We start from the raw sequence: 20965 nt of genomic DNA on the forward strand, positions 1-20965 counted from the left end.
TCGGTGCAAGCCTGTTATTCGATGACCAGTATGGCGTCCATCTCGACTGCCGCGCCGCGCGGCAAGGCAGCAACACCGATGGCGGCACGGGCCGGATAGGGTGGCGCGAAATAGCGGCCCATGACTTCGTTGACCTTGGCGAAGTGGCTCAGGTCGGTGAGGAAGATGTTCAGCTTGACGATGTCCTTGAGCGTGCCGCCAGAGGCTTCAGCGACGGCCTTGAGATTTTCGAACACCTGTACGGTCTGGGTTTCGAAGCCTTCGACCAGCTCCATGGTTTTCGGATCCAGCGGGATCTGTCCGGACAGGTACACGGTATTGCCGGCCTTGATTGCCTGTGAATAGGTACCGATGGCTGAAGGTGCGTTGTCGCTGTTGATTACGGTCTTGCTCATGGAAGCTCCTGAGATTTTGAGGGGTGGATGCAGTTGCCATCCGGGAGAAGTCGGTAATCCTGTGCGCAAGGCATCAAGCGCGGACGCGGGTGATGCGCAACACGCCCTTGAGTGCACGCAGGCGTTTGATCACGCGCGCCAGGTGGACCCGGTCATGCACGCTGACCACCAGCTGCACGACGCTGATGCGGCCATCGCGCTCGTCCATGCTGACTTTTTCGATATTGCCATCGGCGCCGTTCACCGTCGCCGCCAGCAGGGCGATCAGGCCACGCTGGTGTTCCAGTTCGACGCGCAATTCGACATTGAACTCGCCAACCACGTCCTTGGCCCAGGATAGCGGAATGCATTTGTCCGGGTTGTTGCGCAGTTCGCTGATGTTCTTGCAGCTGTCCAGGTGCACCACCATACCCTTGCCGGCCGACAGATAACCGATAATCGGGTCGCCGGGGATCGGCGTGCAGCATTTCGCGTAGTTCAGCACCAGTCCCTCGGTGCCGCGAATGGCCAGCGGTGTCTCGCTGGTCAGCGGGTTGTCAGGGGCGGTGCTGGTGGCCAGCAGGCGCCGCGCGACCACATAGGCCATGCGGTTACCCATGCCGATGTCTTCGAGCAGATCGTCCAGCTCAGCCAGCTTGTATTCGCCCATGACCAGCTTCAGGCGCCCGGCGGGCAGCTTGTCGAGATGGCTGTCGAGCTCGGCCAGTGCCTTGTTCAGCAGGCGCTCGCCCAGGGCTACCGATTCGGAACGGCGCTGCAGCTTGAGTGAATGGCGGATATGTGTGCGTGCCTTGCCGCTGACCACGAAATTAAGCCAGGCCGGGTTGGGGCGGGCGCCGGGGGCGGTGACAATTTCCACGGTTTCACCGCTCTGCAGCGGTTCGGACAGCGGTGCCAGGCGCCGGTTGATGCGGCAGGCGATGCAGCTGTTGCCGACGTCGGTGTGCACCGCATAGGCAAAATCGACCGCCGTGGAACCTTTCGGCAGCTCCATGATGCGGCCTTTGGGGGTGAACACGTAGACTTCGTCGGGGAACAGGTCGATCTTGACGTTTTCGATGAACTCCAGCGAGTTGCCGGCGCGCTGTTGCAGTTCAAGGATGCCCTTGACCCACTGCCGCGCCCGCGCATGACTGCCCTTGGGCTGCTCTTCTTCGCTGGATTTGTACAGCCAGTGGGCGGCGATGCCGTGCTTGGCCAGTTCTTCCATCTCGCGGGTACGGATCTGGATTTCGATCGGCACACCGTGGGCGCCGAACAGGGTGGTGTGCAGCGACTGGTAGCCATTGGCCTTGGGGATCGCGATGTAATCCTTGAAGCGCCCGGGAAACGGCTTGTACAGGTTGTGCACGGCACCGAGCACGCGGTAGCAGGTATCCACCTTGTCAACGATGATGCGGAAGCCGTAGACATCCATGATCTCGTTGAAGGCGCGGCGTTTGCCGCGCATCTTCTGGTAGATGCTGTACAGGTGCTTTTCGCGCCCGACCACCTGGCCTTCCATGCCCTCGCGGGCAAGGCAGTGGGTCAGCGATTCCTCGATCTTGTTGACCAGTTCCTTGCGGTTGCCGCGGACCCGCTTGACGGCGGCGTGGATGCGCTCGGAACGCATCGGGAACATGGCCTTGAAGCCCAGATCCTCGAACTCGACAAACATGCTGTGCATGCCCAGCCGGTTGGCGATCGGTGCGTAGATTTCCAGGGTTTCCTTGGCGATGCGCCGGCGTTTCTCGCCGGACAGCACCTCGAGGGTGCGCATGTTGTGCAGGCGGTCACCGAGCTTGACCAGAATCACGCGGATATCGCGGGCCATGGCCATGGCCATTTTCTGGAAGTTTTCCGCCTGCGCTTCGGCCTTGGTCTCGAAGTTCATCTGGTTGAGCTTGCTGACGCCGTCAACCAGTTCGGCAATGCTGTTGCCGAATTGCGTGGCCAGTGCCTCTTTGGCGATGCCGGTGTCTTCGATAACGTCGTGCAGCATGGCGGCCATCAGGCTCTGATGGTCCATGTGCATGTCAGCCAGGATATTGGCTACGGCCAGCGGATGGGTGACGTAAGGCTCACCGCTGCGGCGCTGCTGGCCATCGTGGGCCTGTTCGGCATAGTAGTAGGCACGGCGGACCAGATTGACCTGGTCCTTGTTCAGGTAGCTGGAGAGTCGCTCGGCGAGGTTGTCGATGCTGGCCAAGCGCGTTACTCCTGCCGGGCGTGGACGTTTGCCGTGAGCGATCTACCGGGCATGCTGTTACAGAGGCTCGTTGGCCTCGTCCTCGAAGCTGGCGAACAGTGGCTCTTCCTCGATCAGCTCTTCTTCGGCAATGACGTCGTAGTCGATCAGGCCGCTGGCGATTTCCCGCAGCGCGATGACGGTCGGCTTGTCATTTTCCGGGGCAACTTTCGGCTCTTTGCCGCCAGTGGCCAGCTGCCGTGAGCGCTTGGTGGCCAGCATGACCAGCTCAAAGCGGTTATCGACGTTATCAAGACAATCTTCAACGGTGACGCGGGCCATGGTGAACCTCTGACATGTAACTGGGTGCCCGGACGGGCAAACGGACTGGGTAGTCTAAAAAAACCCCGGCATTAAGGGAAGCGCTGTTTTTCCGGCCTGCTCCCCGGGACATTCTCGGTGCTGGTATTCAGGCCAGCAATTCAGCCAGCAAACCATGGTGCAGTTGCTGCTGGCGCGCCTGGGCCAGTTGATTGGCGCGGAAAATCGAGCGCAGGTCGTCCAGTGCGTGGGCAAAGTCGTCGTTGATCAGCAGATAGTCGTACTCGACATAATGGCTCATCTCGCTGACTGCCTCGCGCATGCGCTGCTCGATGATTTCGCCGCTGTCCTGGCCGCGGCTGGTCAGGCGGTGGCGCAGGGCTTCCTGGGTCGGTGGCAGAATGAAAATCGAGCGCGACTGCGGCAGCAGGCGGCGGACTTGCTGGGCGCCCTGCCAGTCGATTTCCAGAATCAGGTCGAAGCCCTTGGCCAGCGTCTCCTCGATCCACTTCTGCGAGGTGCCGTAAAGGTTGCCGAAGACCTGCGCGTGCTCGAGGAACTCGTTGCGCTGGAGCATGCCGTTGAACTGCTCGTGGCTGACAAAGTGGTAATTGACCCCGTCCACTTCGCCCGGGCGCATGGCGCGGGTGGTGTGCGAGACCGATACCCGGACCAGCGCCGAGCTGTCGATCAGTGCCTTGACCAGACTGGTCTTGCCGGCGCCGGAAGGCGCGGAAACGATATACAGGGTGCCGGGAACGGTCATGCGTGTCTGCGCCTCACTCAATGTTCTGTACCTGTTCGCGCATCTGCTCAATCAACACCTTGAGGCTGACGGCGGCTTGTGTGGAGCGCGGGTCAAATGCCTTGGAGCCCAGGGTATTGGCCTCGCGATTGAGCTCCTGCATGAGGAAATCCAGGCGCCGGCCGGCGGCCCCGCCCTTCTTCAGCACCCGGCGGACTTCGCCGACATGGGTGCTCAGGCGATCCAGTTCTTCGGCGACATCGCTCTTTTGCGCGAGCAGCAGTATTTCCTGTTCGAGCCGCTGCGGATCCAGCTCCACCTGCATTTCCGCGCAGCGGTCGAGGATTTTCTGGCGCTGGCTGGCGAGCATCTGCGGCACCAGTTCACGCAGGCTGGCGATATCTTCGAGCATCTGTTCAAGCCGCTCATTGAGCAGGCGCGCCAGCTCGGCGCCTTCGCGCTGGCGGCCGTTGCACAGCTCTTCGAGCGCCTGGCTGAACAGCTGCAGGGCTGCGGCATTCTGTGCTTGCGGGTCAGCCGCATCGGCGACCAGTACACCGGGCCAGGCCAGTACTTCAAGGGGATTGAGCGGTGCCGGCTGCTTGATCAGCCCGGCGATGCTCTCGGCGGCGGCGACCAGCTGGGCAGCGCGCTCGCGATCGATTTGCAGTGCCTGGCCGCTGTTGTCCTCGGTCAGGCGCAGGGTGCACTCGACCTTGCCGCGTGACAGGCCTTGGCGGAGCGCCTCACGTACCGCGCCTTCAAGGTCGCGGAAGGCTTCCGGCAGACGCAGATGTGGCTCCAGGTAGCGATGGTTTACCGAGCGGATTTCCCAGCTCAGGGTGCCACGGGCGCTGCTCTGCTCGACACGGGCAAAGGCGGTCATGCTGTGCACCATGGGAACTCCTTCTGGGCTCAACTAGCGGTTGGAAAGTGGCGGATTGTAACGCAGAGCTGCTGACGGGCCCAATCCGCTGCTGCGCGCTGCCGGTCGGTTAACCGTATAATGCCGACTGATTTTCCATCCTTGCAGGTATTTCCAATGATTCGTCCCAGTGGCCGCGCGGCTGATGAACTACGCCAGATCCGCATTACCCGGAACTACACCAAACATGCCGAAGGTTCGGTACTGGTCGAGTTCGGTGAAACCAAGGTGATCTGCACGGCGAGTGTCGAGTCGGGCGTGCCGCGCTTTCTCAAGGGCCAGGGACAGGGCTGGCTGACCGCCGAGTACGGCATGCTGCCGCGCGCCACCGGCTCCCGCAATCAGCGTGAAGCCAGTCGTGGCAAGCAGGGCGGACGTACCCTGGAAATCCAGCGGCTGATCGGCCGCTCGCTGCGCGCGGCTCTGGATATGGGCAAGCTGGGTGAAAACACCATCTATATCGATTGCGATGTGATCCAGGCGGATGGCGGCACCCGCACGGCGTCGATTACCGGGGCCATGGTGGCCTTGCTGGATGCGCTGAAGCTGCTGAAGAAGCGTGGCGCGCTCAAGGGCGAACCGCTCAAGCAGATGGTCGCGGCAGTTTCCGTGGGTATCTTTCAGGGCGTGCCGGTGCTCGATCTGGATTACCCGGAAGACTCGGCGGCCGAAACCGATCTCAACGTGGTGATGACCAGCGCCGGCGGCTTCATCGAGATCCAGGGCACGGCGGAAGGCGCACCCTTCCAGCCGGAAGAGCTGACCGCCATGCTCGAACTGGCGCGGCAGGGCTTGCAGCAGTTGTTTGAGTTGCAGCAGGCAGCCCTGCAGGATGCTGTTTGAGCAGAAGCACTTTTGCGATGCTGTAGTGCAGCTGGAGGTGACTATGAGTGAACAGGACTTGCAACCGGAACTGAACCAGGAAGTCCGCCAATGGGCGATGTTTTGCCATTTCGCGGCATTTCTGGGGCTGGTGTTCCCGTTCGGCAATCTGATCGGGCCGCTGATCGTCTGGCAGATCAAGAAGGACTTGCACCCGTTCATCGATGATCAGGGCAAGGAAGCCCTCAACTTCCAGATCAGCGTGGCGCTGGCGGCAGTGCTGTGTTTTCTGCTGATGGTGGTGGTGATCGGCTTCCCGCTGCTGGCGCTGCTATCCGTGGTTGCAGTGGTGCTGGTGGTGATTGCCGGGATCAAGGCCAACGAGGGGCAGCCGTATCGCTACCCCTTTTGCTGGCGGTTGCTGCGCTGAGGTTTAGCGTAGCGCTGCCAGCAGTTCGCTGCGGCCCTGGGGTGGCAGCATGACGATCAGTATCTGGCCGGGTGTGGGAACCACATCGGGTCCGGGGTTGAAGATAAAGTCGGAACCGCTCTTGATTGCCACCATCACGCAGTCCGGACACAGCGTGCGCAATTCGCCGATGCTGCACAGGCGGTGATGCTTTTCCAGGACCAGCTCTTCCAGGCGAATCTTCTGTTCCGAGCGCAGCATTTCGTCGAGGAAGTGCACCACATGCGGGCGGATCATGGAGGAGGCAATGCGCGAGCCGCCGGTGAAGTCCGGTGAAATCACCACATCGGCGCCGGCTTTCTTCATTTTCTGCGCGTTACGAATTTCATGGCAACGGGCGACGATGCGTACCCGCGGGTTGAGTTGTCTGGCGGTGATGACAATCATCAGGTTGAGGCTGTCATCGCCGGTCACGGCAAACAAGCCGGCAGCATCGTTGATGTCGGTTGCCAGCAACAGTTCATCATCACTGGCATCCCCGCTCAGGTAGAGCAATTCGGGGAAGTGCTCGAGCTGACCGAGCAGGCGCTCTTCCTCGATATCCACCGCAACAAACTTGCGCCGCGTGTGTATCAGTTCATCGGCCACATTGCAGCCGACCCGGCCAAAGCCGCAGATGATGTAGTGCCCGCTGAGTTTCTTGATGGCTTTTTCCATACGACGCCTGCGCAGACTATGGTCCAGGTCACTTTCCAGAAAGAAGGTGGCCAGACTGGTAAAAAGGAAGGTTATGGTGCCGAACCCGATAATGGCAAAGAAACCGGCAAACAGCCTTTCGTCGAGGGTATTGAGCGGTACCACTTCGTTGTAGCCGACGGTGGTGATCGTCATCATTGTCATGTAAATGGCATCGGAAAAGCTGACGGGCTCGTCCGACATGATCATGAAACCGAGGGTGCCGATCAGGTGCATCAAGGCCAGCAGCAGGATCGCAGCAATGATGCGCTTGCGAATGCGCGGCAACTGGGCAACGCGTCCCGGTATGCGCAGTGCATACCTGCGCGGATGCAGTTTCGGCATGGTGCGGCTAGACGCTCAGTGTCCAGTCATAATCCACCAGCAGCGGTGCATGGCGGGAAAAACTTGGCTGGCGTGGCATGCGGGCATTGCGCACGAAGCGGCGCAGTCCGGGCGTAAGCAGCTGGTAATCGAAGCGATAACCGAGATTGAGCATTTGCGCCTGTTCGGTGTCTGGCCACCAGCTGAACTGGTCGCCTTCGCGACTTACTTCGCGCAATGCATCGACATACTCCAGATTACCCAGTACCTCATCCATCCAGGCCCGCTCCGGAGCAAGGAAGCCGGGTAGCTGCTGGCAGTCACGCCAGTTCTTCACATCGATCTTCTGGTGCGCGACAAACAGCGAGGCACAGTAGATGACCTCACGGCGCTTGCGGCGCTGCTTGCTGAAATATTGCGCCAGCTCGTCCATGAATTTGAACTTCTGGTTCAGGCTGGCATCACCGCTCTGGCCCGAGGGCATCAACAGGCAGGCAATGCTGACCTTGTCGAAGTCTGCCTGCAGGAAGCGACCGTAACGGTCGGCCGCTTCGAAGCCGAGGCCGCTGATGACGGCTTTGGGCTGTAACCGGGAATAAATCACCACACCGCCCTGGCTGGGCACTTCGGCATCGCAGGCATAGACAAAATAGCCATCCATTTGCAAAGAGGGCTCGTCAAAGTCGAACAGCGTTGCACGGGTATCCTGCAAACAGATCACGTCGGCATTTTGTGCCTGCAGCCAGCTGAACAGGCCCTGTTCGACGGCTGCCAGAATTCCATTCACGTTAAGGCTGATGATCCGCATAAATAGCCCCCCCAAAGGCGTGTGTGTATGATAGCCGAGCTGTCTTCCAATTAGCTAAATTCATGGCCAGGCCATGTCGTTCGGGGCTTTGCATGCAGGCATACCAGCGCGATTTCATCCGTTTTGCCATTGAGCGTGGTGTTTTGCGCTTTGGCGAGTTCACTCTCAAGTCCGGGCGGGTGAGTCCCTACTTTTTCAACGCGGGGCTGTTCAGCAGTGGTTTGGCCTTGGCGCAACTGGGGCGTTTTTATGCCGAAGCGGTAGTCGCCAGCGGGATCGATTTTGACGTCCTGTTCGGGCCGGCATACAAGGGTATCCCGCTGGCGGCAACCACTGCGGTGGCCCTGGCCGAGCAGCACGGACGCGATCTGCCGTGGTGCTTCAATCGCAAGGAAGCCAAGGATCACGGCGAGGGAGGCACCCTGGTCGGCGCGCCGCTGCAGGGGCGGGTGCTGATCGTCGATGACGTGATTACTGCCGGCACGGCAATCCGTGAAGTGATGCAGATCATTCAGGCACAGGGGGCAAAGGCTGCCGGGGTGTTGATTGCGCTGAATCGTCAGGAGCGTGGCAAGGGCGAGTTGTCGGCAATACAGGAAGTCGAGCGCGACTTCGGCATGCCGGTTGTCAGTATCATCAATCTCGATCAGCTGATTGTTTATCTGGCAGAGGATGCTTCACTAAAGCATTATCTGCCCGCAGTAGAGGCTTACCGTACGCAATACGGTGTCTGAATGAACAGGAGAGAGAGCTGTATGGCTGGTGCGCTTGCCCGGATCACATTGTTGATGGGTTTGCTGTTTCCGCTGCTGGGCAATGCGGCGGAAATCTATCGCTATCTGAATGACAAGAACCTGCCGGTACTTGATCGGCAGGGTGTGCCGCCACAATTCATTTACAAGGGCTACGAAGTGCTCAATGACCAGGGCCGGGTGATCAAGGTGGTTCCGCCTGCGCCCAGCGAGGCGGAGCGCAAGCGCCTGGCGGAGGACAAGGCCCGGGCCAGTTCGGACGCCCAGTTGATGCGCCTCTACTCGACGCAGGAAGACATTGACCGGGCACTGAAGCGCAAGCTGGACGAAATCGATGGGCTGATTGCGATCGCCCGTGGCAACAAGCAGTCACTGCACAGCCAGCAGGTCGGGCTGCAAGGCCAGGCGGCCGAACTGGAACGCTCGGGCCGTGAGGTGCCGGCGGACATAATTGTCAAGATTGACAACCTCAAGCTGGAGCAGGCCCAGCTGGACAAGGACATAGAGCGTTATGAGGCTGTCGGCAAAGAAGCTGAGGCAAGCTTTGCTGCCGACCGCGCCCGTCTTGGCGAGCTGCTCAAGCGTTATCAGTGAGGCTTTATTCCTCTGCGGGGAGTATTTCCGTAGCGCGAACTTTCTCCCGCAGCCAGTCCGGTAGTGGTCTGCTGCGGCGGCTGGCCGTTTCGGCAAGCACATAGACAATCTCGCCGGCTGTCAGCGCCAGGTCGCCACGCCAGATGCCCAGACTGAAGGTCATGCTCGAGCGCCCCAGCCGGCTGACGCGAATACCCACTTCAAGCAGATCATCGAAGTGTGCCGGCGCCAGATAGTTCAGCAGGGTTTTGACGGCAAAGAATTCTGCCCCGTCGGCGGCCAGCTCTCCGGGGAAAGCCACGCCGATGGCGCGGAAGTATTCGGTTATGCCGACATCGGCATAGGTCAGATAGTTGCCATTGAAGACGATTCCCTGTGGATCGACTTCCGCCCAGCGTACCCTTAACGGCTGCCGGTGGCGGAAGTCGCCGCGTTGCGGGGCAGTCGTCATGGCGTTTCGATATTGCTGATCTGGGTGCCCACTCCGCTGTCGGTGAAAATCTCCAGCAACACCGCATGCGGCACGCGTCCGTCGATGATGTGGGCGCTGGTCACGCCGCCTTGTACACAATCCAGCGCGCAGCGGATCTTCGGCAGCATGCCGCCATAGATGGTGCCGTCGGCGATCAGTTCATCGACCTGGGTGGTGGTCAATCCGGTCAGTACGGCGCCCTGCTTGTCCATCAGGCCGGCAATGTTGGTCAGCAGCATCAGTTTTTCGGCTTTCAGGGCCTCGGCTACCTTGCCGGCCACCAGATCGGCGTTGATGTTGTAGGACTCGCCATTCGGGCCAACGCCAATCGGCGCGATCACCGGGATGAAGTCGCCCTGCACCAGCATGTTGATCAGGTCGGTATTGACCTCGGAGACTTCGCCGACCTGGCCGATGTCGATGATTTCCGGCTTGGTCATTTCCGGTGTCTTGCGCGTGACCGAGAGCTTTTTTGCGCGAATCAGCTGGGCATCCTTGCCGGTAAGGCCGATGGCGCTGCCGCCGTGGCGGTTGATCAGGTTGACGATGTCCTTGTTGACCTGGCCGCCCAGCACCATTTCCACCACGTCCATGGTTTGCGCATCGGTGACGCGCATGCCATCGATGAAGTGACTTTCGATCGACAGGCGCTTGAGCAGGTCGCCGATCTGCGGGCCGCCGCCATGCACGACAACCGGATTGATTCCGACGGCCTTCATCAGCACGATGTCGCGGGCAAAACCTTCCTTGAGCTCTTCGCTTTCCATGGCGTTACCGCCGTACTTGATGACCAGCGTCTTGCCCACAAAGCGGCGGATATAAGGCAGCGCTTCGGAGAGTACCTGGGCTACCTGGGTGGCGTCTTCACGGCTAAGCATAAACGGGCTCCGTTGTGGGGGTTCAGAAGGACAGGTTCAGTTCGGGTGCAGCTTGCTGCAACTGGGCGCGGAAAATGTTCTGGATACGCTCAAGCTCTGCCTGGGTATCGGCCTCGAAGCGCAGTACCAGCACCGGCGTGGTATTGGAGGCACGCACCAGGCCCCAGCCTTTGGGGTAGTCAACCCGCACGCCGTCCAGCAGGGTGAGATTGGCATCGCCCCATTGACCTTTGCTCTGCAGGCGCTCGATCAGGGCGAACTTGTTTTCATCGGTAACCGTGATATTGATTTCCGGGGTCGACAGGCTGGCAGGAAAGGCGCCGAATACCTTTTCCGCATCGCGGCTTTCCAGGCTGAGGATTTCCAGCAGACGTGCGGCACTGTAGATGCCGTCATCAAAGCCGAACCAGCGTTCCTTGAAGAAAATATGCCCGCTCATTTCGCCGGCCAGCAGGGCTCCGGTCTCCTTCATTTTTTTCTTGATCAGCGAATGGCCGGTTTTCCACATCACCGGCCGGCCGCCATAACTGCTGATCAGCGCGCCCAGACGGCGGCTGCATTTGACGTCGAAGATCACATCGGCGCCCGGGTTGCGCGATACCACGTCCTTGGCGAAGACCATCATCAAGCGGTCCGGGTAGATCATGTTGCCCGTATTGGTCACCACGCCCACGCGGTCGCCATCGCCATCAAAGGCCAGGCCGAGATCGGCGCCCTCTTCCCTGACCCTGGCAATCAGGTCCTGCAGGTTTTCCAGTTTGCCGGGATCCGGGTGGTGGTTGGGGAAGTTGCCGTCGACCTCGCAGAACAGCGGGATGACCGTACAGCCCAAGGCTTCAATCAGCCGCGGTGCGATCACGCCCGCCACGCCGTTGCCGCAGTCGACGACCACCTTCATGTTCTTGGCGATGGCAATGTCGTCGCGGATATGTCGGAAGTAGCGGTCGAGCATGTCCTGTTGTTCCAGGCTGCCGTTGCCCGAAGCCAGATCGCCTTGCTGGATGCGCGTGTGCAGGGCGGTTATGTCTTCGTTGGCCAGCGTATCGCCGGCAATCACGATCTTGAAGCCGTTGTAGTCGGGTGGGTTGTGACTGCCGGTAACCATCACGCCGGAAGTGGCATCCAGCACATTCGTGGCGAAATACAGCACCGGTGTCGGCACCATGCCGATATCGATGACCCGGCAGCCGCACTCGACCAGACCCTGGATCAGTGCCTGGGAAAGCTCCGGGCCGGACAGACGGCCGTCGCGGGCCACCACTACGGCAGGCTCGCCCTGGGCAAGGCTCTGCGAGCCGATGGCCCGGCCAACCCAGTAGGCAGTCGTGGCGGTCAGTGTGGAGCCGATCACGCCGCGGATGTCATAGGCGCGGAAAATGCTGGAGGGCAGGTCTGGCGTTTGGGTGTCGCCGCCGGCTGCCGGCACCTCTGCTTCGGTAACTTCGTAGTCATCTGGCAGTTCCTCGATGATGTCTATGTCGAGGATGTCATCGAATGATCCCGGGATGCTGTCAGTAGCCATTTCCGGCTTTTCACTTCTGGCTTGCGGGGTAACTGCCTGACTGGCCGGATCGGCCTTTCTCTGGGGCAGTTGTGCAAGGCTTTTACCCAGCGTATTGAGGGCGGGCAAAGCGAGGTTGAAGGACTTCACCAGCTTGCCCGAGGCCAGCTCGCGAACCATCTGCTGCAGTTGGTCGGCGTCTTCCTCAAGGGCCCGCCGGGCGTTGCGCAGAGCCAGCCGGATGCCCAGAAATGCACCGGCAAGGGCCAGCAGGGCTGCCAGCAGCAGAATAAGTGGAGATGCTCCGCTGTCGGTCAATTGCGGGCCGGGGGTGAAGCTGAATTTCCAGTGCGGGTTGCTGCTTGCCAGCTGGATACTCGAGTCTGCGGCAGCCTGGCCAGTGCTATACAGCACCTGGGCAGGGCCGTTGCTGAACTGCTGGGCGGCCTGGAACTGGCCAACGGTTTCGGGCATTTCCGGCAGTAATTTGAGCAGGCGCTGCAGGTCTACTGCCAGCAGCAAGGTGCCGAGGACCGGCTGATCGGCGGCGGTGCGAATCGGCGCGGCGGTGTAAATCACCCAGTGCTCATTGATCTTGTAGGCTTCGGGATTCGGAGGTTCTCCGCTTTCAGCCCGGCGCACCAGATCGAGTGCGGCAAAGTTCATCGGGGCGGCACGCTGGGTATTCTGTACGGCCTTGCCGAGCTGGTTGAGCTGGGCATCGAGGACACCGTCCCAGTAAACCAGATCACTCTCGGCTGCAGCTATCTGGTCGCGCTCATTGCTTTGCAGGGCCTGCAAAAGCTGCGGGTTGCTAGCGGCGCGCTGGGTATTGTCGCGTAATTGCGCGAGCGCCTGCTGGATGATGCTGGCCTGTGTGCCACCCCAGGCCTGGGTCATTTGCTCGATCTGTTGCTGGCGACTGACTTGCAGCATGCCAAACCAGATGAGCAGCAGGCCGGCGAGCAAACCGCAGGCGGCTACGCCCAGCCCCGGCAGAAGTCCTTGCAGCAGCAGGCTGGCGCTACTCGGGGCAGCGGGTTCGTTGAGCTCTGAAGTATTTGCTGCAGCCGCTTTTTTGCTTTTTATTTTTATCATTGCGAGCCTCCTGACGAGCCCTGCTGTATTCAGTTGCTACCCGAGTGGCCGAAGCCGCCGGCGCCGCGCTGGGATTCATCAAAGTTGCTGACCAGTTCGAAGTGGGCCTGAACCACCGGCACCAGAATCAGTTGGGCGATCCGCTCGCCGACAGTAACAGTGAAGTCCTGCTGGCCGCGATTCCAGCAGGACACCATCAGTTCGCCCTGATAGTCCGAGTCGATCAGGCCGACCAGATTACCCAGCACGATACCGTGTTTATGGCCGAGCCCCGAGCGCGGCAGAATCATTGCGGCCAGACCGGGATCGGCAATGTAGATCGACAGACCGGTGGGAATCAGTACGGTTTGCCCGGGTTGCAGACACAGATCCTCCTTGAGCATAGCGCGCAAGTCGAGGCCGGCAGAGCCGGGAGTGGCGTAATGCGGCAGGGGGAACTGGTCGCCGAGGCGCGGGTCGAGAATTTTGGCTTGCAGGGTATGCATGTTCAGCTCTGCTTCAGTCGGTCGGCAATAAAGGCAATCAGCTGGCGGGCAATCTTGGCCTTGCTGGTCTGGGGGAAACTGGTTGGCTGCAGCGTGCGGTCAATCACGGTAATGGCGTTGTCCTCGCTGTTGAAGCCGATGCTCGGGTTGGCCACGTCATTGGCTACGATCAGATCGAGATTCTTGTCGCGCAGCTTGCGTGCAGCATATCCGAGCAGGTTCTGGGTTTCTGCGGCAAAGCCGACACTGAAGGGCCGGTCGTCGCGTCCGGCGAGAGTGGCAAGAATATCCGGATTGCGTACCAGTTCCAGCAGCAGGCCATCACCATTGGCCGGATCTTTCTTCAGTTTATGCTCGGCAATCACCTGCGGGCGATAGTCGGCCACTGCCGCTGCAGCAATCAGCAGGTCGCAGGGCATGGCGGTTTCGCAGGCGTGCAGCATATCCCGTGCGCTGACCACGTTGATCCGTTCGACGCGATCCGGGGTCGGCAGGAATACCGGGCCGCTGATTAGCGTGACGCGGGCACCGGCTTCGGCGGCAGCTTCGGCCAGGGCAAAGCCCATGCGCCCCGAACTGTGGTTGGTGATGTAGCGTACCGGGTCGATATTTTCCTGGGTCGGGCCGGCGGTGATCAGTACATGCTTGCCGGTCAGCAGTCGGTGCTCGAAGGTATCGGCGGCGCATTGCGCCAGTTCCTCGGCTTCAAGCATGCGCCCCGGCCCCACGTCACCGCAGGCCTGGGTGCCGGCGGCCGGACCGAACAGGCGCATGCCGCGGTCTGTCAGGGTCTGGCTGTTGTGGCGGGTGGCCGGGTCGCGCCACATCGCCTGGTTCATAGCCGGCGCCAGCGCGATCGGTGCATCGGTGGCCAGTACCAGGGTGGTCAGCAGGTCGTCGGCAATGCCTTGCGCCAGACGCGCCATCAGGTCGGCGGTGGCCGGTGCAATCAGTACCAGATCGGCCCAGCGCGCCAGCTCGATATGCCCCATGGCGGCTTCGGCTTCGGGATCGAGCAGATCGAGCATGACCGGATTGCCGGAGAGTGCCTGCAGGGTTAGCGGAGTGATGAATTCGCGGCCGCCGCGGGTCATCACCACGCGGACTTCGGCGCCCTGATCACGCAGCCTGCGCACCAGTTCCGCACTCTTGTAAGCGGCAATACCGCCGCCGATGCCCAGAACAATGCGTTTTCTATAAAGCCGCTGCATGGATGCGCCTTGTGCTATGTGTGGTCTGCATGTCGCTGATAGGGTCGCTTGTGCTGCCGGAAACGTCGGCTACATTATCACAGCGCTACTGATGGAGCAGTGGCGCGCGCTCAACAAGGAGGTGTGATGAGCATTCGTGACTGGCCGGCGGCGGAACGGCCGCGGGAAAAATTGCTGGAGCACGGCGCCAGGGCCCTGAGTGACGCGGAATTGCTGGCGATTTTCCTGCGTACCGGCGTTGCCGGTGTGTCTGCGGTGGATTTGGCGCGTCAACTGCTGCTCGATTTTGGCAGCCTGCGCGCCTTGCTCGAAGCCACCCAGCCGGATTTCTCCAGACGCATGGGCCTGGGTCCGGCCAAGTACGCGCAATTGCAGGCCGTGCTGGAAATGTCGCGCCGCCATCTGGCCGAGAGGCTGCGTCGCGAGTCCGCACTGGAGAGTCCGCAGGCAGTGCGCGATTACCTGAAGGCCCGCTTGCGGCATGAGCCCCACGAGGTTTTCGCCTGCCTGTTTCTTGACAGCAAGCACCGCGTGCTGGCTTTCGAGGTGCTGTTCCATGGTTCCATTGATGGAGCAAGTGTTTACCCCAGGCAAGTGGTCAAACGCGCTCTGGCGCATAATGCAGCTGCGCTGATCCTGACCCACAATCATCCTTCCGGTGTTGCCGAGCCGAGTCAGGCCGATCAATTGCTGACCAAACGCCTGCAGGAGGCGTTGGCCCTGGTCGACGTCCGCGTGCTGGATCACTTCATCGTTGGTGATGGCGAGCCGTTGTCGCTGGCTGAACGGGGCTTGATGTGATTTCCGGTCTTTGCCCTGACAGTTTGATTTGGTTAATTTCTTGCTGTGCAGTAGGGTTTCTGATATAAAGGCGCGCTCTTTTATAGGGTCCCGGCTCGCTGCTTTGCAGACTTATCGGTAAGACCCTGAAGATACGTGGCGCCGAGCGCCAAATGACTTTGAGTTTAAGCAGCCAACCCATGCCGGGTTGGGCATGTGGTTTTAGAGGGCTGATGGTATGTCGAGAGTCTGTCAAGTAACCGGTAAGGGTCCGGTTACCGGGAATAACATTTCCCACGCACACAACAAAACCCGTCGTCGCTTCCTGCCGAACCTGCAGCACCACCGTTTCTGGGTCGAGACCGAGAATCGTTTTGTGCGTCTGCGTGTATCGACCAAGGGTATGCGTATCATCGACAAGCGCGGCATTGATGTCGTGCTCACCGAGCTGCGTGCGCGCGGCGTAAAGGTTTAAGGAGCTCGTTATGCGTGAATTGATCCGTTTGGTGTCCAGCGCCGGTACCGGCCACTTCTACACCACTGACAAGAACAAGCGTACTACTCCCGACAAGATCGAAATCAAGAAATTCGATCCCGTCGTGCGTAAGCATGTGCCGTACAAGGAAGCCAAGATCAAGTAATTGATCCTGCTTCAGAAAAAACCCGCTTCGGCGGGTTTTTTGTTGGGCAAAAAAATGCCCGCCGAAGCGGGCCAGATTACGCCATGAAACGAAGAGAAAATCAGGCCTGCTCGAAGATCACATAAACCTTGCGCGTGTCCTCCAGTACTTCCCAGGTGCCGGAGAAACCTGCCGGAATCACGAAACGGTCACCGGTCCGGTAGGTCACGGCATTGCCGTCCTGATCACGGATAACCGATACGCCCTGCAGGATTTCGCAATATTCGTGCTCGGTGTAACTGATTTTCCATTGGCCAACGGCACCCTCCCAGATTCCTGCATGAAACTGTTTGCAAGGGCTGGAGTAGTGGTTGCGCACACTTTGCGCCGGATCACCCTTGAGCACCTTTTCCGCAGCGGGGCGGTAGTTTTCTGCAGGGGTCTCGGCTTCGGCAAAGTTGATCAGCTGGTCGATGTTCATCGGTGAGTTCCTGATTTTATCGGATGGAATTTCTATCAGCGCGGCATGGGCGCTGAGCGTGCTTTCGTTGTGTATATCGATCAGGCCAGCCTTGCCGGACCAGTCCCTGAACTTGGGGCCGCAATCGTACTTCGGCAGTGTATGTTTAATAAAACGAACAATACAAGGCGGTTAATGGGTTGTTTTGTCAATTATATTGAAAACGCGCAGGCGCTGGTTTAGGGTTGCGCGCATGCTCGTCGCTACGCCGTAGCTTGCAGAATAATTGACATTCCGGCTGCCCGGCCAAAATCGTTTTCCATAGATATCGAGGACTTCCCAATGACTTCCCTAACCCGTGCCGACTGGGAGCAACGTGCCCAGGCGCTGGCCATCGAGTGCCGTGCTTTCGTTCATGGCCAGCCGGTTGATGCTGTTTCAGGCGCAACCTTCGATTGCATCAGTCCGGTGGACGGTCGTTTGCTGGGCAAGGTAGCCAGCTGTGATCTGGCCGATGCCGAACGGGCGGTAGCCGATGCGCGGGCGACCTTCGAGTCGGGTGTGTGGTCGCGCCTGGCGCCGGCTGAACGCAAGAAAATCATGATCCGCTTTGCCGATCTGCTGGATGCCCATGCCGAGGAGCTGGCACTGCTGGAAACCCTCGATATGGGCAAGCCGATTAGTGATGCCCTGAGCGTTGATGTGCCCGGCGCTTCGCGGGCGATCCGCTGGAGCGGTGAGGCGATCGACAAGATTTACGACGAGGTTGCGGCTACTCCGCACAATGAGCTGGGACTGGTTACCCGTGAGCCGGTGGGCGTGGTGGCGGCCATCGTGCCGTGGAATTTCCCGCTGATCATGACCTGCTGGAAGCTCGGCCCGGCGCTGTCGACCGGCAACTCGGTGATCGTCAAACCGTCGGAAAAATCGCCGCTGACGGCCATTCGCATGGCCCGCCTGGCCATCGAAGCCGGTATTCCGGCTGGCGTACTCAACGTCCTGCCCGGTTACGGGCATACCGTGGGCAAGGCGCTGGCGCTGCATATGGATGTCGATACGCTGGTGTTTACCGGCTCGACGAAGATTGCCAAGCAGCTGATGATTTACGCTGGCGAATCGAACATGAAGCGCGTCTGGCTGGAGGCCGGCGGCAAGAGCGCGAATATCGTGTTTGCTGATGCGCCGTGCCTCAAGGAAGCGGCGGCTGCTGCCGCGGCGGCGATCTGTTTCAACCAGGGCGAGATGTGCACTGCCGGTTCGCGCTTGCTGGTCGAGCGTTCGATCAAGGATCAGTTCATGCCCATGGTGCTGGAAGCCATGCAGGAATGGCAGGCCGGGCATGCCCTGGACCCGGCCACCCGGGTTGGCGCGCTGGTCGATAGCCAGCACCTGAATGCCGTCCTCGGCTATATCGAGGCCGGTCACGCCGACAAGGCCAAACTGGTTTGCGGTGGCAAGCGCACTCTGGAGGACACTGGCGGTGTCTATGTCGAGCCGACCATTTTCGATGACGCCCACAACGATATGCGCATTGCCCGTGAAGAAATCTTCGGGCCGGTGCTGACGGTTATTCCGTTCGACAGCACCGAGGAGGCGATCCGGATTGCCAACGACAGCATCTACGGCCTGGCGGCGGCGATCTGGACCAGCAACCTGTCCAGGGCGCACCTGACGGCCAAAGCCTTGCGGGTCGGCAGTATGTGGGTCAATCAGTACGATGGCGGCGATATGACCGCGCCGTTCGGTGGTTTCAAGCAGTCGGGCAATGGGCGCGACAAGTCCCTGCATGCCTTCGACAAGTACACCGAGATCAAGGCCACCTGGATCAAGCTGTAATAATGCTGGCTGGGCGCACAGGCGCCATGTAAGGCTGTTGCCGGCCGGATTCCGCTCAGGTTTCCGGCCTTCTGGTTGCCGGTCACTGCTGAAGGGGTTTGCATGCGCTGGGGTACCTATTTCGCCGTCGTAGCAGCAGTAGTCAGCATCGGACTGGCACTGGGGGTAACCCTGCCGCTGGTTTCACTGCGTCTGGAAAGCTGGGGCTATGGCAGTTTTGCGATAGGCGTGATGGCCGCCACCCCGGCCGTCGGTGTGCTGCTCGGTGCGTCCGTGACCGGCAGGCTGGCCGGGCGTTTCGGCACCACCCGGCTGATGCAGGGTTGTCTGTTGTCTGCCGCGCTCTCGGTGGTGCTGCTGGCGCTGGTGCAGAGTTATCCGGTCTGGGTGCTGTTGCGGCTGATGATCGGCGTGGCACTGACCATGGTATTCATCCTCGGTGAAAGCTGGATCAACCAGCTGGCGATCGACGCCTGGCGCGGGCGGCTGGTGGCCTTGTATGGCACCGGTTACGCCTTGAGCCAGCTATCCGGACCGTTGTTGCTGGGTGCCATTGGTACGGCCGGAGACCAGGGCTTCTGGCTGGGTACCTGCTTGCTGATAGGCGGCGCACTGTTGTTGCTCGGTCGCAGTGGTGCGCCCAGGGTTGATGCAGACAGCGCCTCCGGACGCGGCCTGCTGGGCTTTTGCCAGCGCCTGCCGGCGATTGCCTGGGCGGTCATGCTGTTTGCCGCGTTCGAAAGCATGGTGCTGACCCTGTTGCCTATTTACGGCCTGCGTCAGGGCTTCAGCGAGGAGCACGCCTTGCTGATTGTCAGTGTGGTGGTTATCGGCGATGCCCTGTTGCAGTTGCCGTTGGGCTTTCTCGCCGACCGGCTATCACGACTGCACCTGTTTGCCGGGTGTGGCGTGGTACTGATGCTAAGCAGCCTGGCGATCCCGCTGCTGTTGCACGGGCCGGCCATCTGGCTGGTGCTGGTGTTGTTCGGCGCCAGTGCCGGGGGCTTGTTCACCCTGGCACTGATCCTGATTGGCGAGCGTTATCGCGATGACCAGCTGGTGCGGGCAAATGCCCATGTGTCGCAGTTGTGGGGCCTGGGTTGCCTGCTGGGACCGCTGCTTACCGGTGCTGCCAGCCAGTGGGTGACCGGCCATGCGCTGCCGCTGTTGCTGGCATTCGGTGCAGCGGTGTTCATCATGCTGGTCTGGCGCTGGCCACCAACCGCGGTGCCGGCAGCAGCCTGAGTCTTCGCCGGCGGGATTGGCCTGGGCCGCGGCTGCAGGTCACTCCAGACCGACCGCTTCCTTGAGCCGGTGCCAGCCCATGCCGAGGGCCAGCAACGGCGAGCGCAAATACTTGCCGCCGGGGAAGGTCATGTGCGGCACGCCGGCGAACAGTTCAAAGCCGCTGCTCTCGCGCAGGGCAATGGCTTCGCCGAGCAGCTTGCCGGCCAGGTGCGTGGCGTTGACGCCGTGGCCCGAATAGGCCTGGGCGTAGAACACATTGGGCTGGTCCTTGAGCTTGCCGATTTGCGGCAGGCGGTTGGCGCCGATGCCGATCATGCCGCCCCATTGATAGTCGATCTTTACATCGGCCAGATGGGGGAACACGGCGAGCATTTTCGGCCGCATATAGGCCGCCACATCCGCTGGGTCGCGCCCGGAATAGTGGCAGGCACCGCCGAACAGCAAGCGCCGGTCGGCCGAAAGGCGGTAGTAATCCAGCGCCACGCGCTGATCGCAAAGGGCCATGTTCTGCGGGATCAGGGCGTGTGCCTGGGCTTCGCTCAGGGGCTCGGTGGCGATCACGTAGCTGCCGGCCGGCAGCACCTTGCCGCCCAGGTTCGGGTTGAGCTGGTTCATGTAGGCATTGCAGGCAAGCACCAGGGTTTTGGCGCGCACGCTGCCGCTGGCCGTATGCACCCTGACCTCGCTGCCGTAGTCGATGCGCGTGACTGCCGAATTTTCAAACAGCTGCACGCCAAGGCTCTGGGCGGCAGCGGCTTCGCCCAGCGCCAGATTGAGCGGGTGCAGGTGTCCGGAACCCATGTCGATCATGCCGCCGACGTAGCGGTTCGAGCCGACCACTTCATGCATCTGCTCCGCTTGCAGCAGGCGCATCTCGTGGCGGTAGCCCAGCTGCTTGAGCTCGGCCATGTCTTCTGCGAAGCCTTGCAGGTGACCGGGCTTGTTGGCCAGGTCGCAGTAGCCCCAGGTCAGGTCGCAGTCGATCTGGAACTTCGCCACGCGCTGGCGCACGATCTCCACGGCCTCCAGACCCATCAGCTTGAGTTCGCGCACGCCGCTGGCACCAATCACCGATTCGAACTGATCGACGTCGTGGCCGACCCCGCGAATCAGCTGACCGCCATTACGCCCGCTGGCGCCCCAGCCGATCCTGTGCGCTTCCAGCAAGATTACCGACAGGCCGCGCTCGGCCAGCTCGATCGCGGTGTTCAGCCCCGAGAAACCGCCACCGATAATGCACACATCGGCGCTGGCTTCGCCTTCCAGTTTGCTGCACGCCAGCTGGCGATTGACGGTAGCGGCGTAGTAGGAGGCAGCATGCTGGTCGGAATGAACGGGAGCATTCATGTGTGAAATCCTGTAGGGAGTGTTTGCAAAAT

The 20965-nt window shown here is 60.7% G+C and carries 23 protein-coding genes; 9 read left to right on the forward strand and 14 right to left on the reverse strand.

Annotation, left to right across the window (positions count from 1 at the left end; translation table 11 throughout):
• Window positions 1-14: 14 nt before the first annotated feature.
• The 5 genes from BLT89_RS17060 to BLT89_RS17080 all read right to left on the reverse strand — a co-directional run bounded on the left by BLT89_RS17060 (window position 15) and on the right by BLT89_RS17080 (window position 4526).
• A complete protein-coding gene (locus BLT89_RS17060) occupies window positions 15-395 on the reverse strand; it encodes a RidA family protein (RefSeq protein ID WP_090198271.1) in 381 nt (126 codons plus the stop codon).
• Window positions 396-468: 73 nt separating this feature from the next.
• Entirely contained in the window at window positions 469-2583 is a 2115-nt protein-coding gene (spoT, locus tag BLT89_RS17065; protein ID WP_090198273.1) for a bifunctional GTP diphosphokinase/guanosine-3',5'-bis pyrophosphate 3'-pyrophosphohydrolase, read from the reverse strand.
• A gap of 57 nt (window positions 2584-2640) precedes the next feature.
• Window positions 2641-2904, reverse strand: a complete 264-nt coding sequence (gene rpoZ, locus BLT89_RS17070; protein ID WP_090198277.1) for a DNA-directed RNA polymerase subunit omega — start codon at window positions 2902-2904, stop codon at window positions 2641-2643.
• A gap of 127 nt (window positions 2905-3031) precedes the next feature.
• A complete protein-coding gene (gene gmk / locus BLT89_RS17075; protein ID WP_090198280.1) occupies window positions 3032-3649 on the reverse strand; it encodes a guanylate kinase in 618 nt (205 codons plus the stop codon).
• 13 nt (window positions 3650-3662) lie between these two features.
• A complete protein-coding gene (locus BLT89_RS17080; RefSeq protein WP_090198282.1) occupies window positions 3663-4526 on the reverse strand; it encodes a YicC/YloC family endoribonuclease in 864 nt (287 codons plus the stop codon).
• A 144-nt stretch (window positions 4527-4670) separates the two neighbouring features.
• Here BLT89_RS17080 and rph point away from each other — a divergent pair, with 144 nt between their 5' ends.
• Complete coding sequence (gene rph, locus BLT89_RS17085; protein WP_090198285.1) at window positions 4671-5396, forward strand: ribonuclease PH; 726 nt, start codon at window positions 4671-4673, stop codon at window positions 5394-5396.
• Between the two features lie 43 nt (window positions 5397-5439).
• The gene (locus tag BLT89_RS17090) at window positions 5440-5805 is read left to right on the forward strand and encodes a DUF4870 domain-containing protein (protein ID WP_090199183.1); all 366 of its coding nucleotides are present in this window, start codon (window positions 5440-5442) and stop codon (window positions 5803-5805) included.
• 3 nt (window positions 5806-5808) lie between these two features.
• On the opposite strand, the gene BLT89_RS17095 is transcribed toward BLT89_RS17090, so the two are convergent.
• Both BLT89_RS17095 and BLT89_RS17100 read right to left on the reverse strand, forming a co-directional pair.
• The gene (locus tag BLT89_RS17095) at window positions 5809-6864 is read right to left on the reverse strand and encodes a potassium channel family protein (protein WP_090198288.1); all 1056 of its coding nucleotides are present in this window, start codon (window positions 6862-6864) and stop codon (window positions 5809-5811) included.
• A gap of 7 nt (window positions 6865-6871) precedes the next feature.
• Window positions 6872-7651: an exodeoxyribonuclease III gene (locus tag BLT89_RS17100; protein WP_090198291.1), complete on the reverse strand. Its 780-nt coding sequence runs from the start codon at window positions 7649-7651 to the stop codon at window positions 6872-6874.
• A gap of 92 nt (window positions 7652-7743) precedes the next feature.
• Between BLT89_RS17100 and pyrE the strand changes: the two genes are divergently transcribed.
• Together pyrE and BLT89_RS17110 are read left to right on the forward strand one after the other, a co-directional pair.
• Entirely contained in the window at window positions 7744-8385 is a 642-nt protein-coding gene (gene pyrE / locus BLT89_RS17105) for an orotate phosphoribosyltransferase (protein ID WP_090198294.1), read from the forward strand.
• A 21-nt stretch (window positions 8386-8406) separates the two neighbouring features.
• Window positions 8407-8997, forward strand: coding sequence for a DUF4124 domain-containing protein (locus tag BLT89_RS17110; RefSeq protein ID WP_090198296.1), 591 nt, complete (start codon window positions 8407-8409; stop codon window positions 8995-8997).
• Between the two features lie 4 nt (window positions 8998-9001).
• Here the strand turns inward: BLT89_RS17110 and BLT89_RS17115 are convergent, their stop codons facing one another.
• From BLT89_RS17115 to coaBC, 5 genes are all read right to left on the reverse strand, one after another.
• Window positions 9002-9448 carry an acyl-CoA thioesterase gene (locus BLT89_RS17115; RefSeq protein WP_090198299.1) on the reverse strand — a complete coding sequence of 149 codons (447 nt, stop codon included), beginning with the start codon at window positions 9446-9448 and terminating at the stop codon, window positions 9002-9004.
• Entirely contained in the window at window positions 9445-10347 is a 903-nt protein-coding gene (gene argB, locus BLT89_RS17120; RefSeq protein WP_090198301.1) for an acetylglutamate kinase, read from the reverse strand. Before argB ends, BLT89_RS17115 begins: the two co-directional genes overlap by 4 nt.
• A 22-nt stretch (window positions 10348-10369) precedes the next feature.
• On the reverse strand, window positions 10370-11773 hold the full coding sequence (locus tag BLT89_RS17865; protein WP_408003080.1) for a phosphomannomutase/phosphoglucomutase: 1404 nt from the start codon (window positions 11771-11773) through the stop codon (window positions 10370-10372).
• A 1202-nt stretch (window positions 11774-12975) separates the two neighbouring features.
• Complete coding sequence (gene dut, locus BLT89_RS17130) at window positions 12976-13431, reverse strand: dUTP diphosphatase (RefSeq protein WP_090198306.1); 456 nt, start codon at window positions 13429-13431, stop codon at window positions 12976-12978.
• 2 nt (window positions 13432-13433) lie between these two features.
• On the reverse strand, window positions 13434-14642 hold the full coding sequence (gene coaBC, locus BLT89_RS17135) for a bifunctional phosphopantothenoylcysteine decarboxylase/phosphopantothenate--cysteine ligase CoaBC (protein WP_090198310.1): 1209 nt from the start codon (window positions 14640-14642) through the stop codon (window positions 13434-13436).
• Window positions 14643-14768: 126 nt separating this feature from the next.
• On the opposite strand from coaBC, the gene radC reads away from it, so the two are divergent.
• The 3 genes from radC (at window position 14769) to rpmG (ending at window position 16063) form a co-directional block, all read left to right on the forward strand.
• Window positions 14769-15443, forward strand: a complete 675-nt coding sequence (gene radC, locus BLT89_RS17140) for a RadC family protein (protein WP_090198313.1) — start codon at window positions 14769-14771, stop codon at window positions 15441-15443.
• Between the two features lie 217 nt (window positions 15444-15660).
• The gene (gene rpmB, locus BLT89_RS17145) at window positions 15661-15897 is read left to right on the forward strand and encodes a 50S ribosomal protein L28 (RefSeq protein ID WP_090198316.1); all 237 of its coding nucleotides are present in this window, start codon (window positions 15661-15663) and stop codon (window positions 15895-15897) included.
• Window positions 15898-15907: 10 nt separating this feature from the next.
• Complete coding sequence (rpmG, locus tag BLT89_RS17150; RefSeq protein ID WP_090198319.1) at window positions 15908-16063, forward strand: 50S ribosomal protein L33; 156 nt, start codon at window positions 15908-15910, stop codon at window positions 16061-16063.
• A gap of 100 nt (window positions 16064-16163) precedes the next feature.
• Here rpmG and BLT89_RS17155 read toward each other — a convergent pair whose 3' ends face one another.
• On the reverse strand, window positions 16164-16523 hold the full coding sequence (locus BLT89_RS17155; protein WP_090198322.1) for a cupin domain-containing protein: 360 nt from the start codon (window positions 16521-16523) through the stop codon (window positions 16164-16166).
• Between the two features lie 321 nt (window positions 16524-16844).
• On the opposite strand from BLT89_RS17155, the gene BLT89_RS17160 reads away from it, so the two are divergent.
• Window positions 16845-18338 (forward strand): aldehyde dehydrogenase, encoded by a 1494-nt coding sequence (locus BLT89_RS17160; protein WP_090198325.1) that lies wholly within the window; start codon window positions 16845-16847, stop codon window positions 18336-18338.
• 102 nt (window positions 18339-18440) lie between these two features.
• Window positions 18441-19583 (forward strand): MFS transporter, encoded by a 1143-nt coding sequence (locus tag BLT89_RS17165; RefSeq protein WP_090198327.1) that lies wholly within the window; start codon window positions 18441-18443, stop codon window positions 19581-19583.
• Window positions 19584-19622: 39 nt separating this feature from the next.
• Here the strand turns inward: BLT89_RS17165 and BLT89_RS17170 are convergent, their stop codons facing one another.
• Complete coding sequence (locus BLT89_RS17170) at window positions 19623-20933, reverse strand: NAD(P)/FAD-dependent oxidoreductase (protein ID WP_090198330.1); 1311 nt, start codon at window positions 20931-20933, stop codon at window positions 19623-19625.
• Window positions 20934-20965: the final 32 nt, after the last annotated feature.

This window comes from Pseudomonas pohangensis (genome assembly GCF_900105995.1).
GTDB lineage: Bacteria > Pseudomonadota > Gammaproteobacteria > Pseudomonadales > Pseudomonadaceae > Aquipseudomonas > Aquipseudomonas pohangensis.